Source organism: Ectopseudomonas chengduensis (genome assembly GCF_900102635.1).
Classification (GTDB): domain Bacteria; phylum Pseudomonadota; class Gammaproteobacteria; order Pseudomonadales; family Pseudomonadaceae; genus Aquipseudomonas; species Aquipseudomonas chengduensis.
Window position 1 is genome coordinate 280,575 of record NZ_FMZQ01000001.1, and the last position, 12,558, is coordinate 293,132.

The following is a 12,558-nucleotide window of genomic DNA, read 5'->3' on the forward strand; positions in this document are numbered from 1 at the left end:
CGCTGCCCTGTCGCCAGGAGCAGCGGTTTTTCTTTGCATCGAGGACGATCAGCGGCGCGCGCCACGCACCCCTTCAGCCAGTTCGCGGCACAGGCCGAGTACGCCGTCGATGGCCTGCTGCGGGCTTTTCGCCTCGGCGATCTTGTCGATCAGCGCCGAGCCGACCACCGCGCCCTCGGCGCGCTTGGCCACTTCGGCGGCGTGCTCCGGGGTGCGGATGCCGAAGCCGATGCACAGCGGCAGGTCGGTGTGGCGACGCAGGCGCGCCACTGCCTCTTCGACATGATCCATGGTCGCCGCACCGGCGCCAGTGACACCCGCCACCGACACGTAATAGACGAAGCCGGAGCTGCCGGCCAGTACGGTGGGCAGGCGGTCGTCGTCGGTGGTCGGCGTGGTCAGGCGAATGAAGTCCAGGCCCGCGCTTTGCGCTGGCTCGCACAGCTCGTCGTTGTGCTCCGGCGGCAGGTCGACCACGATCAGGCCGTCGACGCCGGCCTCTTTGGCATCAGCGATGAAGCGTTCGACGCCGTAGACGAAGATCGGGTTGTAGTAGCCCATCAGCACCAGCGGCGTGCTCTGGTTGCCTTCGCGAAATTCACGAACCATCTGCAGCGTCTGCTGCATGCCCTGCTTGCCGGCCAGTGCGCGGATGTTGGCGAGCTGAATGGCCGGGCCATCAGCCATCGGGTCGGTGAAGGGCATGCCCAGCTCGATCACGTCGGCGCCAGCGTCCGGCAGGCCCTTGAGGATACTCAGCGAGGTGGCGTAGTCGGGGTCACCGGCGGTGATGAAGGTCACCAGCGCGGCGCGGTTTTCCGCTTTCAGTTCGGCGAAACGGTTCTGCAGGCGGCTCATGCGTGCTTCTCCTGGTTGTCCTGCATGTGGTGCATCACGGTCTGCATGTCCTTGTCGCCACGACCGGACAGGTTGATCACCATCAGGTGATCCTTGGGCAGCTTGGGTGCGCGCTTGAAGGCTTCGGCCAGCGCGTGGGCGCTTTCCAAGGCCGGGATGATGCCCTCCAGGCGGCAGCAGTGGTGGAAGGCTTCGAGGGCTTCGTCATCGCTGATCGGCACGTACTCGACGCGCTTGATCTCGTGCAACCAGGCGTGTTCCGGGCCGACGCCGGGGTAGTCGAGGCCGGCGGAAATCGAGTGGGCATCGGTGATCTGGCCGTCCTCGTCCTGCAGCAGGAAGGTGCGGTTGCCGTGCAGCACGCCCGGTGCGCCACCGGCCATGCTCGCCGCATGCTTGCCGGTATCGATGCCATGGCCAGCTGCCTCGACGCCGACGATCTGCACGCCTTCGTCATCGAGGAAGGGGTGGAACAGGCCGATGGCGTTGGAGCCACCGCCGATGCAGGCGACCAGCGAGTCGGGCAGGCGCCCTTCCTTCCCCAGGATCTGCTCGCGCACTTCGTTGCCGATCACCGACTGGAAGTCGCGCACCATGGCTGGGTACGGATGCGGACCGGCGGCGGTACCGATCAGGTAGAAGGTGTTGTGGACGTTGGTCACCCAGTCGCGCAGGGCTTCGTTCATGGCGTCCTTGAGGGTGCCGGTGCCGGCCGTGACCGGGATCACCTCGGCGCCGAGCAGCTTCATGCGAAAGACGTTGGCCTGCTGGCGGTCGATGTCGGTGGTGCCCATGTACACCACGCACTGCATGCCGAAACGTGCAGCCACGGTGGCGGTGGCCACGCCATGCATGCCAGCGCCGGTCTCGGCGATGATGCGCTGTTTGCCCATGCGCTTGGCCAGGAGGATCTGGCCGATGCAGTTGTTGATCTTGTGCGCGCCGGTGTGGTTCAGGTCTTCGCGCTTGAGGTAGATCTTCGCTCCGCCGAAGTGCTCGGAGAGGCGCTCGGCGTAGTACAGCGGGCTGGCACGGCCGATGTAGTCGCGCTGGAAGTAGGCGAGTTCTTCGAGGAAGACTGGATCGTTCTTGGCCTTCTCATACTCGGCCGCCAGCGAGTTGATCAGCGGCATCAGGGTTTCGGCGACGAACTGACCGCCGAAGCGGCCGAACAGGCCGCGAGCGTCGGGGCCGGTGCGAAATGAGGTCATGATCGAGCTCCTGTCTGGGTCCTCTGCCCACAAGCGGACAGGAGGATTGGCAATGGCGCCATTCTACCCCTGGCGGGCAGGCTGAAAAGCGATTAGATTGCCCTGACATGTCAGGAAAAGTCACAAGTCAATGAGCCGAGAACTGCCCCCGCTGAATGCCCTGCGCGCCTTTGAGGCCGCCGCTCGTCTGCAGAGTGTCAGCCGTGCGGGCGAGGAGCTGCATGTTACCCATGGTGCGATCAGCCGGCAGATTCGTGCATTGGAAGAACAGCTTGGGGTCAGCCTGTTCGACAAGGATGGTCGCGGCGTGAAACTCACCGATGCCGGCATGCGCCTGCGTGATGCGGCAAGCGATGCCTTCGAGCGCCTGCGTGGCGTCTGTGCCGAGCTGCGCCAGCGCCAGGACGATGCACCCTTCGTCCTCGGTTGCCCCGGCAGCCTGCTGGCACGCTGGTTTATCCCGCGTCTGGATCGCCTCAATCGCGAGTTACCGGAACTGCGCCTGCAGTTATCCGCCAGTGAGGGCGAACTGGACCCGCGTCGCCCTGGAGTGGATGCCACCCTGTGCTTCGCCAGCCCGCCCTGGCCGGTGGACATGCAGGTGTACGAGCTGGGCGTAGAGCGCATCGGCCCGGTGCTGAGCCCACGCTACGCCAGTTATGGGCAGCTCGGTTCGGCGCCGGCGGCCGCCTTGCTGGATGAGCCGCTGCTACATACCGCGTCGCGCCCCCAAGCCTGGCCGCAATGGGCCCTTGCGCAAGGGCTCGACTCGCACAAGCTGCAGCATGGGCAGGGCTTCGAACATCTCTACTATCTGCTGGAGGCCGCCGCGGCGGGCCTCGGTGTGGCTATAGCTCCGCAGATGCTGGTAGCCGACGACCTGGCCGATGGTCGCCTGGTCGCGCCTTGGGGCTTCGTCGAAACGTCGGCGCGCCTGGCGTTGTGGGTGCCTGGTCGCGCGCGGGACGGCCGCGCTCAGCAACTGGCGCGCTGGCTGGAGCGCGAGCTACGGGTTTAGGTCATTTCGGGGGCGCGCTCTGGCTGCTGGTCTAGGCTGGTAGTAAAGCCACCGTGGAGCAATGACATGTCCAACCACCACACCTACAAGAAGATCGAGATCGTCGGCTCGTCCCGCACCAGCATCGAGGAGGCCATCGAGAACGCCTTGGCCGAATGCGCCAAGAGCGTGCGCAACATGGACTGGTTCGAGGTCGTCGACACCCGTGGCCATATCGAGAATGGCAAGGTGGGTCACTACCAGGTCACGCTCAAGATTGGCTTTCGCTTGAGTGGTAGCTGATGCCCTGGGCGGCGAGGAAGGCGTAGAAGGCTTCGCGGCTTGAATAGCGCGGTTGGTAGCCGAATTCCTCCTTCAGGCGCTGGTTGGCCAGCACAGGTCGGTAGCGCAGAAAATCCAGCTGCTCCGGGCCGTACTGGCTCAGCCCCAGTGGTTTGAGCAGGCGCAGCGCGCCGCTGAGCAGCGGCGCCGGTAGCGGCCGGTAGGGTTTGCCGAGGATCTCGGCGATTTCCTTGAGGCCCAACGCGCCATCGCCGGCCAGGTTGTAGATGCCTTCGCGGTTCTTTTCCAGGCCCTGGCGGATGATGCCGACCACGTCCTGCTCCCAGATGAACACGAAACGGCTGCTGTGGCCGAGCACGCCCAGCACCGTGCGCTTCTTGAACAGGTCGCTGATCGGGTTGTTCAGGCGCTTGCCAAGGATGGTGCCGGGGCGCAGCACCAGTTGACGCAGCTGCGGATGTTCCTTGCGGTAGCGCGCCAACAGTTGTTCGATTTCCAGTTTGTGCTTGGCGTAGGCGAAATGTGGGTGGCCACGTAGCGGCTGATCTTCGTCGATCCATTCGGCATTGTCCGCGGCGTAGCCGTAAGCTGCACCGGAGCTGGTGAGCACCAGTTGGCGCACACCGTTGGCGAGTGCGCTATCGACCAGGCATTGGGTACCACCGACTTCGATGGCGTGCAGGTGGGCTTCGGTCATATCGCGTGGTGGGCGGATCACCGTGGCCAGATGGACGATGGCATCCGGTTTCCAGCCGCTGATGCAGGCACGCACCTGCGCCGGGCGGCCCATGTCCAGTAGCACTGGCTCGACGTTGGCTTTCAGCCCTTGGCTGGCGAGGGGGCGGATGTCTGCGGCGATCAGTGTCCATTCAGGGTGCTGGATGGCCAGTTCGTCGAGCAGCTGATGGCCGATGAAGCCGGCAGCACCGGTGATCAGAACGCGCATGATTGCCTCCCGGCGGATACTGATGTCCGCCCTGGTCCGTTCAAATACCGGAAGAGCGCCGGTGCGACGGACGTGGCCCGTTGAGACGCAGGCCTTGTGATTATGGTTTTTACCGACGCCAGGCTAGGCAGACGACCGCCAGCTGACAATGGCAGAAGTCGCCAGCGGCCGTGGCGATTTACGCCAGGCGCACGGAGGCTGTGGTGCCGCGCACAGCCACGAGGGTTGCGGCTGGCCACAGAGGCGTGGATCAGGCAAGCTGGCCGCGCTTATTCAGGGAGGATAGTCATGTTCAGGATGATGCTGGTGTTGTTCGTCGCGCTGTCGCTCGGCGGCTGCATCGACAACGAACCGCCACTTGCCGAGGAGCGCCGCCTGCTGCTCAGCGGTGAGGATTTCGCCGCTTACGAGGCGCCGGACGAAGGGCACTACGAGAAGCTGGTGACCTACGCTGCGCGCAGCATCGACCTCAGTTTTGAGAGCGAGGGCAGCGACTGGTTCTATCTCTACAGCGGTGTCTCTCTCTATCCGCGCGCCGCTGATGCGCTGATGACCAGTTATGCCGAGACGTTCGGCGCCTCGTTCGGCCTGCGTGACAGCGGGCTGGTGCAGCAGGATCTGCCGCTGGAAACCAAGCTGGCCAGTCGCGCCAGCCTCAAGCTGCTTACCCAGGACGGCGAGCCGGTGGGCAACCTGTTCTATGCCACGGTCGGCAACAAGTCGATGTTCACCATCTTCACCGGGGTGTATTTCGAGCAGCCCGAGGACTTCGAGGCGTTCATCGCGCCCAAGCTGCTGGCGTTGCGTGAATACCAGCACACCGATCCGTTGCTGAGCTGGGCGGGCGACAAGCTGGGGTTGGGTGCCGATTGAGCCGCCCCAGCGCGAAGATGATCAGCCGAAGAACCAGTAGGTGACGGTGATCGCTGCGATCACTCCCGCCAGCTCCGCCAGCAGAGCGCAGCCGACGGCGTGGCGAGCACGTTGGATACCCACTGCGCCGAAGTAAACCGCCAGCACGTAGAAAGTGGTTTCCGTGCTGCCCTGGACGGTTGCCGCGGCTAACGCTGGGAAGCTGTCCACGCCATGGGTCTGCATGGTCTCGATCAGCATGGCGCGCGCTGCACTGCCGGAGAACGGCTTGACCAGGGCGGTGGGCAGTGCATCGACGAAACGGGTGTCCCAGCCGAAGGTTTCCACCATCCAGCGGATGCCGTCGAGGCCGAACTCCAGGGCGCCGGAAGCCCGCAGCACGCCGATTGCGCAGAGCATCGCCACCAGATACGGCAGCAGGCTCTTGGCGATATCGAAGCCTTCGCGCGCGCCTTCGATGAACTGCTCGTAGACCTTGACCTTGCGCAGTGCGCCGACCACCAGGAAGGCCAGAATCACGCCGAACAGGGTCAGGTTGCCGAGCAACGATGACAGCGCCGCCAGAGCGGTGGCGCTGAGGCCGGCGAGCAGGGCCATGAAGCCACCGAGCAGCAGCGCCCCTGGGATCAGGTAGGCCAGTACCACCGGATCCCACAGGCGCAGGCGCTGCATCAGCGCTACCGAGATCAGGCCGACAAGGGTCGAGGCACTGGTTGCCAGCAGGATGGGCAGGAACACCAGAGTCGGGTCGGCTGCACCCTGCTGGACGCGATACATGAAGATAGAGACCGGTAGTAGCGTCAGCGACGAGGCATTGAGCACCAGAAAGAGAATCTGCGCGTTGCTCGCGGTGAGCTTGTCCGGGTTCAGCTCCTGCAGACTGCGCATGGCCTTGAGGCCAATGGGCGTGGCGGCATTGTCCAGACCCAGGCCGTTGGCGGCGAAGTTCATGGTGATCAGCCCGAGCGCCGGATGGCCGCGCGGCACTTCCGGCATCAGGCGCGCGAACAGTGGGCCCAGCACGCGCGCCAGGGCATCCACCAGGCCGGCTTGCTCGGCGATGCGCAGCAGGCCGAGCCACAGGGTCATGGTGCCGAACAGCAGCACCATCACTTCCACCGACAGCTTGGCCATGGCGAACAGGCTCTCGACCATGGCGCCGAACACCGCCGGGTCATCGCCGATTAGCCAGCGGGAGAAGCCCGCGACTGCTGCCACCAGAAAAAAACTCAGCCACAGGCCATTGAGCATGCCGTACCCCCTCGTCGTTCTGGCGGGGGATGATAACGCGTCGCCCGATTCCATGGGACGTCCGGCAAACTGCCGTTACGCGGTTGTTCGGCGGTCAGTTCGCTCCCAGCCTCGATAAGCGGGCACCATGCCTAGTACCAGTTGGGATCACTGCGCAGCTGTTCCATCAGCATCTGCTGGACCTCCTCGTCCGGGTCGCCCAACCAGCGCAGGCTGGCGTGTTCACTGGGCGCGCGATCCTCGGGCAGGCCGTCGGGTACCTGCACGTACAGCGCGTAGGCTTCGTCGTCTTCCCATTCGAAGGCGACATAGGCGCGCTGGCCGAAACATCTGTGCGCTTCGCAGACCTGGCCGACCAGGTAGCGATCACTATCGGCTTCCACTGCCTGCATGGGGGTAGAAAGGCCGCTGAGATTGATCAGCCAGTCCGGCAGGCGCTCTTCATCCTTTACCAGGTCCTGCCAGGCTTGGCGGTACTCGGTGTTGCTGGTGAGCAACTCGCCTGGATGGAAACTGGTGTCGCGGTCGGCGGCCTGAGCCGCCAGGGCGCCGCCCATCAGCAGGGCGGCGGCAATGGCGTGAATCGACTGCATCTATCTCTCCCTAAAGACGCGGGCGGCGGCCCATGACGAACGAGACGATGAACAGCACCAGGAACACCACGAATAGGATCTTGGCGATACCAGCAGCGGTGCCGGCGATACCACCGAAGCCCAGTACTGCGGCGATGATGGCGATGATCAGGAAAGTGACTGCCCAACTAAGCATGATGTTTCTCCTCGATGGATCAGTGGGTAATGGCCCAGGCAGGCCAGGGGTCTTGCGCGTTGCTCGGGTCCAGAGGCTGGGGCGCAGCGCCCGTGGGCAGCTCCAGCTCGGCGGTATTGCGGCTCGCGCACAGGGTCTGGCCAATCAGTACAACGCTGGCGAGCGTCAGGCTGAGCAGAAGCAGCAAGGTGGCGAGCACCAGAGCAACTATCCACATGGCGATTCTCCTGTTGCGTTGGAGGCGGATGGCGCGCTATCCGTCTCTTCCTTGTTCTGTATTGCAACCGGTGCATGACCGGTCACTCACTGGGAACGTTGCATCACCCGTGCCAGACTTTTTATTTTTATAAAAGCCTTGTAAATCATTGGTTTGCGTTTTTATAAAGTCTTAGGAGGCAGGCATACTGCCCGAACGAGGTTTGCCCGGTCGTGCGTTTTGCCCGACCCCGCATGGGCTGTGACGTTTTACGCCCCGCCAGAGTGGTCGCTCGTCGACTGCACAGTCGGTATACTCGCTGCGCCCGTGTGCCATGCGGGTTCCGCGCCCAGAACAACAACCGCGCCGCGAGTCTCGAACCGATGAACGACTACGAACAGGAAGACCCGATTCCCCAGGGTGACCTCGCCCTGCAGATCACTGCGTTGCCGCGCGAGACCAATGGTTTCGGTGATATCTACGGTGGCTGGCTGGTATCGCAGATGGATCTCGCCGGCACCGCGATGGCGAGCAAGGTCGCAGGTGGCCGCGTGGCGACCGTTGCCATCGATCGCATGGCCTTTCTGGTACCGGTATCGGTGGGCGCCCAGCTCTCGTTCTACACCCAGGCACTGGAGATCGGCCGCAGTTCGATTCAGATGATGGTCGAGGTGTGGAGCGACGATCCGCTGTCCAACGAGTGGCGCAAGGTCACCGAAGCGGTATTCGTGTTCGTCGCCATCGACGGCAGTGGTCGCACTCGTCCGGTCCCGCCGCGACGCGGTTGACGTTCACCCAGCGCAAACGCGAACTGCAGTAACGAAAACGCCGGCTAGAAGCCGGCGTTTTGTTTTGCTGAGCGATCAGCCGCGGATGTTGTAGATATCCTTCTCGTTGCTTTCCGCGTATTCGTACAGGCGCTTGAGGTAGGCCTTCTGGTGTTCCCACACCTTGGTTGCTGCCGGGTCGGCCGCTGCGCTGGCATCGACCACCTCGGCCGCCACTTCCTTCAGGCGGGCCAGGACTTCGTCCGGCAGGCGGCGAACTTCCACGCCGTCGGCCTTGAGTTGCTCCATGGCCTCCATGTTCTTGGCGTTGTAATCGTCGAGCATGTCGCCGTTGACGTCACGAGCAGCAGCGCGAACGATGGCTTGCAGGTCCGGCGGCAGGGTTTCCCAGGCCTTGATGTTGACGTCCAGCTCGAACAGAACGCTCGGCTCCTGCCAGCCCGGGGTGTAGTAGTACTTGGCTGCTTTGTGCAGGCCGAGAGCCAGATCGTTGTATGGGCCGATCCACTCGGTGGCGTCGATGGCGCCAGTCTGCATGGCAGTGAAGATTTCACCGGCGGGCATGTTGACCACGGTGCCGCCCATCTTGGTCAGCACTTCGCCGCCCAGGCCCGGGGTACGCATCTTCAGGCCCTTGAAGTCGTCGACCGAGTTCATTTCCTTGTTGAACCAGCCAGCGGTCTGCACGCCGGTGTTGCCGCAGGCCATCGGCAGCACGCCGAAGGGTTTGTAGACCTCTTCCCACAGCTGCTGACCACCACCGCGGTGCAGCCAGGCGTTCATTTCCTGGGCGTTGGGGCCGAATGGCGAGGCGCAGAAGAACTGCGCAGCCGGGACCTTGCCTTTCCAGTAATACGGTGCGCCGTGACCCATCTCGGCGGTACCACGGGAGACTGCATCGAACACTTCCAGTGCCGGTACCAGTTCACCTGCTGCGTACACCTTGACCTTCAGGCGGCCGTTACTCATTTCCTCGACCAGCTTGGCGAAGCGCTCGGCCCCCACGCCGACGCCCGGAAAGTTCTTCGGCCAGGAGGTGACCATCTTCCAGTTGAAGGTTTGGGAACTCGAACCCTCTTGGGGTGCTGCGGCGCTCTTGGCATCTTCTTTACAGCCAGCCAGTGCGGTTGCTGCAAGGCCTACGCCCGCTGCGGCGAGTATGTCGCGACGTTTCATGCAATGCTCCTTCTTGTTGTATTGGTCTTACCACGGGATCGCCGAAGGTAGACCGGGCGTGAATAACATAGGGGGTCGTGACCTACAAGCCTAGCTAATACGACTAAAGTTGTACGGGCATTGCTGCATTACCAGTAGCCTGCCTAGAATCGCCGGCCTGCGGCTCACAAGGACGCGGGCGGCGTGACGTGCAGCCAACCGGCTTGCTGTCCTGTCTCCTACTCATAACGATAAAGGACTCACTATGTCCGACAAGCCTTCATTTCCCCTAGCTCTTGCATATCTGATCGATGCGCTCAACAGCTGGTTCGGCAAGGCCTGCGCCTGGCTGACGGTATTCTTGGTGATCGGTACCACCATCGTCGTGGTACTGCGTTACGGTTTCGGTATCGGCGCGACAGCCCTGCAGGAGGCGGTGCTTTACGCTCACGCACTGGTGTTCATGGGCGCAGCGTCCTGGGTGCTGCAGCGCAACGGTCACGTGCGCGTGGATATCTTCTACCAGAAGTTCAGCGGCCGCCGTCAGGCGCTGGTGGAGATTTTCGGTAACCTGCTGTTCCTGCTGCCGGTCGCGCTGTTTCTCGGTTGGGCCAGCTGGGACTACGTCAGCAATGCCTGGTCGACCTTCGAAGCCTCCAGCGAGTCTGGCGGGCTGAAATTCGTCTACCTGCAGAAAAGCATCATCCTGGTACTGGTCATCAGCCTGGTACTGCAAGGTATTTCCAATCTGATCAAGGCGCTCTACGTCTTCAGCGGTCGCCTGCCGGCTCCGGAGGTGAAACATGGCTGAGTTGATGGCGATTCTGCTGTTCGTCAGTATTTGCGTGGCCTTGATGGCCGGCTTCCCGGTGGCGTTCACCCTGGCCGGCGTTTCCCTGCTGTTCGCCGCTATCGGCGTCGTCACGGGCACCTTCGACCCCGGTTACCTCAGCGCCCTGCCGAACCGTCTGTTCGGCATCATGAACAACCAGACCATGCTCGCCGTGCCGCTGTTCGTGTTCATGGGGGTGATGCTGGAACGTTCACGGGTGGCCGAGGACTTGCTCGAGTCCATGTCGCGCCTGTTCGGCACCCTGCGTGGCGGCCTGGCGATTTCCGTGTGCGTGGTCGGCGCTCTGCTGGCTGCTTCTACCGGTATCGTCGGTGCCACCGTGGTGACCATGGGCCTGCTGGCACTGCCGACCATGCTGCGCCGCGGTTACGACCCGGCCATTTCCACCGGGACACTGGCTGCTACCGGCACCTTGGGGCAGATCATTCCACCCTCGATCGTGCTGGTGCTGCTGGGTGACGTGATGTCCAGCGCCTATCAGCAGGCACAGTTGAAGATGGGCATCTTCTCGCCGAAGACCGTATCGGTCGGCGACCTGTTCGTCGGCGCGCTGATTCCTGGGCTGCTGCTGGTTGGCCTGTACATCGTCTACATCATCGCAGTCGCCATCCTCCAGCCGAAGAAACTGCCGGCGCTGCCGCAGGAGGAACTGGGTCCGATCGAGTGGGGCAAGCTGGGCAAGGCGCTGATTCCGCCGCTGATCCTGATCGGCGCGGTGCTGGGCTCGATCCTCGCCGGTTATGCCACGCCGACCGAGGCTGCTGCATTGGGTGCCGTGGGCGCCATGTTGCTGGCTTTCAGCAAGGGCAAGCTGAACTTTGGCCAGCTCAAGGAAGTGGCCTACGGCACCACCGAAATCAGTGCCATGGTCTTCATGATCCTGATCGGTGCTTCGCTGTTCTCGCTGGTGTTCCGTGGCTTCGGCGGTGAGGCATTGATCGAGGACGTGTTCGCCCAGTTGCCAGGCGGCGTGCTGGGTGCGTTCTTCCTGGTGATGCTGGTGATCTTCCTGCTCGGCTTCATTCTCGACTTCATCGAGATCACCTTCGTGGTGGTACCGATCGTCGGGCCGGTGCTGCTGGCCATGGGCCTCGATCCGATCTGGCTCGGCGTGATGATCGCACTGAACCTGCAGACGTCCTTCCTCACTCCGCCATTCGGCTTCGCGCTGTTCTATCTGCGTGGCGTGACGCCGGCGAGCATTCCCACCAGCACCATCTACAAGGGTGTCGTGCCGTTCATCCTGATCCAGATTCTGCTGCTGGTAATCGCCTACATCTTCCCCGGGCTGATCACCTGGCTGCCGGAGCAGGTCTACGGCAAATAAGTATCGCTGGCTGGTTTGGCAAAACGCCCGTCCTTGTGATGGGCGTTTTGCTTTTTGCGTTGTCACACTATCTGTCATCTATCTCAGCGAGAGGTCGTCATGAGCACCGCCCAAGTCGAACGCGTGGAACTGGATCAACTGGTCTGCTGGCGCATTCGTGCCGCCGACAGCGAATTGCTGGTGGCCCAGCAGGGTGCGCAGATTCTCAGTTACCAGCAGGGCGAGCAGCCGCCGCTGATCTGGCTAAGCCCGGATGCGGCCTACCAACGTGGCCAAAGCGTGCGTGGTGGTGTGCCGGTGTGCTGGCCCTGGTTCGGTGACCTGCGGCGCAATCCGCAGGCCGTGCAGGCGCACTACCATCAGGAGCAGGCGCCGGCCCACGGCCTGGTGCGAGCGCTGGACTGGGAGCTGCTGGGCATCGACGAGGAGGACGACACTGTCACTCTGCGCTTTGCCTATGACACGCGTAATCAGCCGCTGGACGGCTGGCCCAGGGACGTCGGCCTGACCTTCGTCGTGCGTCTGGCGCAGGATCTCAGCATGAGCCTGGAAACCCACAATCGCGGTGACACGCCCCTGACCCTGAGCCAGGCGCTGCACAGCTACTTCGCCGTCAGCGACGTGCGCCAGGTCAGCGTCGAGGGGCTGCAGGCCTGTCGTTACCTCGACACCCTGTTGGACTGGCAGGAGCTGCGTCAGCAGGACGAACTGGGATTCAGCGCCGAGACGGATCGCATCTACCTCGATACCCCCGCGCGGCTGAGTATCGTCGACCCCGGCTGGGGGCGGCGCATCCATCTGGATGCCCGTGGTTCACGTTCGGCCGTGCTGTGGAATCCGTGGGTCGACAAGGCCAAGCGCCTCTCGCAATTTCCCGACGACGCCTGGCAGAACATGCTCTGCATCGAGACGGCCAATGTGCTTGAGGATGTCCTGCAACTGAAAGCCGACGAGCGGCATCGTCTGGAGCTGCGCCTGTCCAGCGAGCCTCTGCTGAACTGACAGGCGCTGAGCTGGCTGGCTGTCCTGGCA

General features: G+C 63.2%; 15 protein-coding genes. 7 read left to right on the forward strand and 8 right to left on the reverse strand.

Going from position 1 to position 12,558, the window contains the following annotated elements; all coding sequences use genetic code 11:
* Positions 1 to 48 precede the first annotated feature (48 nt).
* Both trpA and trpB read right to left on the reverse strand, forming a co-directional pair.
* Positions 49 to 858, reverse strand: coding sequence for a tryptophan synthase subunit alpha (gene trpA / locus BLS08_RS01245; protein WP_017676331.1), 810 nt, complete (start codon positions 856 to 858; stop codon positions 49 to 51).
* Positions 855 to 2,069, reverse strand: a complete 1,215-nt coding sequence (trpB, locus tag BLS08_RS01250) for a tryptophan synthase subunit beta (protein ID WP_017676332.1) — start codon at positions 2,067 to 2,069, stop codon at positions 855 to 857. The genes trpA and trpB overlap by 4 nt, the downstream gene beginning before the upstream one ends.
* Positions 2,070 to 2,199: 130 nt before the next feature.
* Here trpB and BLS08_RS01255 point away from each other — a divergent pair, with 130 nt between their 5' ends.
* Positions 2,200 to 3,087, forward strand: coding sequence for a LysR family transcriptional regulator (locus BLS08_RS01255; RefSeq protein WP_017676333.1), 888 nt, complete (start codon positions 2,200 to 2,202; stop codon positions 3,085 to 3,087).
* Between the two features lie 66 nt (positions 3,088 to 3,153).
* Complete coding sequence (locus BLS08_RS01260) at positions 3,154 to 3,369, forward strand: dodecin (RefSeq protein ID WP_017676334.1); 216 nt, start codon at positions 3,154 to 3,156, stop codon at positions 3,367 to 3,369.
* On the opposite strand, the gene BLS08_RS01265 is transcribed toward BLS08_RS01260, so the two are convergent.
* Positions 3,338 to 4,315 carry an SDR family oxidoreductase gene (locus BLS08_RS01265; RefSeq protein WP_017676335.1) on the reverse strand — a complete coding sequence of 326 codons (978 nt, stop codon included), beginning with the start codon at positions 4,313 to 4,315 and terminating at the stop codon, positions 3,338 to 3,340. The genes BLS08_RS01260 and BLS08_RS01265 overlap by 32 nt on opposite strands.
* A gap of 288 nt (positions 4,316 to 4,603) precedes the next feature.
* Between BLS08_RS01265 and BLS08_RS01270 the strand changes: the two genes are divergently transcribed.
* Positions 4,604 to 5,188: a hypothetical protein gene (locus BLS08_RS01270; protein ID WP_017676336.1), complete on the forward strand. Its 585-nt coding sequence runs from the start codon at positions 4,604 to 4,606 to the stop codon at positions 5,186 to 5,188.
* 21 nt (positions 5,189 to 5,209) lie between these two features.
* Here BLS08_RS01270 and BLS08_RS01275 read toward each other — a convergent pair whose 3' ends face one another.
* The 4 genes from BLS08_RS01275 to BLS08_RS01290 form a co-directional block, all read right to left on the reverse strand.
* A complete protein-coding gene (locus BLS08_RS01275; RefSeq protein WP_017676337.1) occupies positions 5,210 to 6,439 on the reverse strand; it encodes a nucleoside recognition domain-containing protein in 1,230 nt (409 codons plus the stop codon).
* Between the two features lie 131 nt (positions 6,440 to 6,570).
* On the reverse strand, positions 6,571 to 7,032 hold the full coding sequence (locus BLS08_RS01280) for an inhibitor of vertebrate lysozyme family protein (protein WP_017676338.1): 462 nt from the start codon (positions 7,030 to 7,032) through the stop codon (positions 6,571 to 6,573).
* A 10-nt stretch (positions 7,033 to 7,042) separates the two neighbouring features.
* Positions 7,043 to 7,207 (reverse strand): DUF1328 domain-containing protein, encoded by a 165-nt coding sequence (locus BLS08_RS01285; RefSeq protein WP_017676339.1) that lies wholly within the window; start codon positions 7,205 to 7,207, stop codon positions 7,043 to 7,045.
* A 19-nt stretch (positions 7,208 to 7,226) separates the two neighbouring features.
* A complete protein-coding gene (locus BLS08_RS01290; protein WP_017676340.1) occupies positions 7,227 to 7,424 on the reverse strand; it encodes a hypothetical protein in 198 nt (65 codons plus the stop codon).
* A 362-nt stretch (positions 7,425 to 7,786) separates the two neighbouring features.
* Between BLS08_RS01290 and BLS08_RS01295 the strand changes: the two genes are divergently transcribed.
* Entirely contained in the window at positions 7,787 to 8,191 is a 405-nt protein-coding gene (locus BLS08_RS01295) for an acyl-CoA thioesterase (RefSeq protein WP_017676341.1), read from the forward strand.
* Between the two features lie 75 nt (positions 8,192 to 8,266).
* On the opposite strand, the gene BLS08_RS01300 is transcribed toward BLS08_RS01295, so the two are convergent.
* The gene (locus BLS08_RS01300) at positions 8,267 to 9,367 is read right to left on the reverse strand and encodes a TRAP transporter substrate-binding protein (RefSeq protein ID WP_017676342.1); all 1,101 of its coding nucleotides are present in this window, start codon (positions 9,365 to 9,367) and stop codon (positions 8,267 to 8,269) included.
* Positions 9,368 to 9,611: 244 nt separating this feature from the next.
* On the opposite strand from BLS08_RS01300, the gene BLS08_RS01305 reads away from it, so the two are divergent.
* The 3 genes from BLS08_RS01305 (at position 9,612) to BLS08_RS01315 (ending at position 12,528) form a co-directional block, all read left to right on the forward strand.
* Positions 9,612 to 10,157, forward strand: coding sequence for a TRAP transporter small permease subunit (locus tag BLS08_RS01305; protein ID WP_017676343.1), 546 nt, complete (start codon positions 9,612 to 9,614; stop codon positions 10,155 to 10,157).
* Positions 10,150 to 11,526, forward strand: a complete 1,377-nt coding sequence (locus BLS08_RS01310) for a TRAP transporter large permease (protein ID WP_017676344.1) — start codon at positions 10,150 to 10,152, stop codon at positions 11,524 to 11,526. Before BLS08_RS01305 ends, BLS08_RS01310 begins: the two co-directional genes overlap by 8 nt.
* 99 nt (positions 11,527 to 11,625) lie before the next feature.
* Entirely contained in the window at positions 11,626 to 12,528 is a 903-nt protein-coding gene (locus tag BLS08_RS01315; RefSeq protein WP_017676345.1) for a D-hexose-6-phosphate mutarotase, read from the forward strand.
* The last annotated feature ends 30 nt before the right edge of the window (positions 12,529 to 12,558 follow it).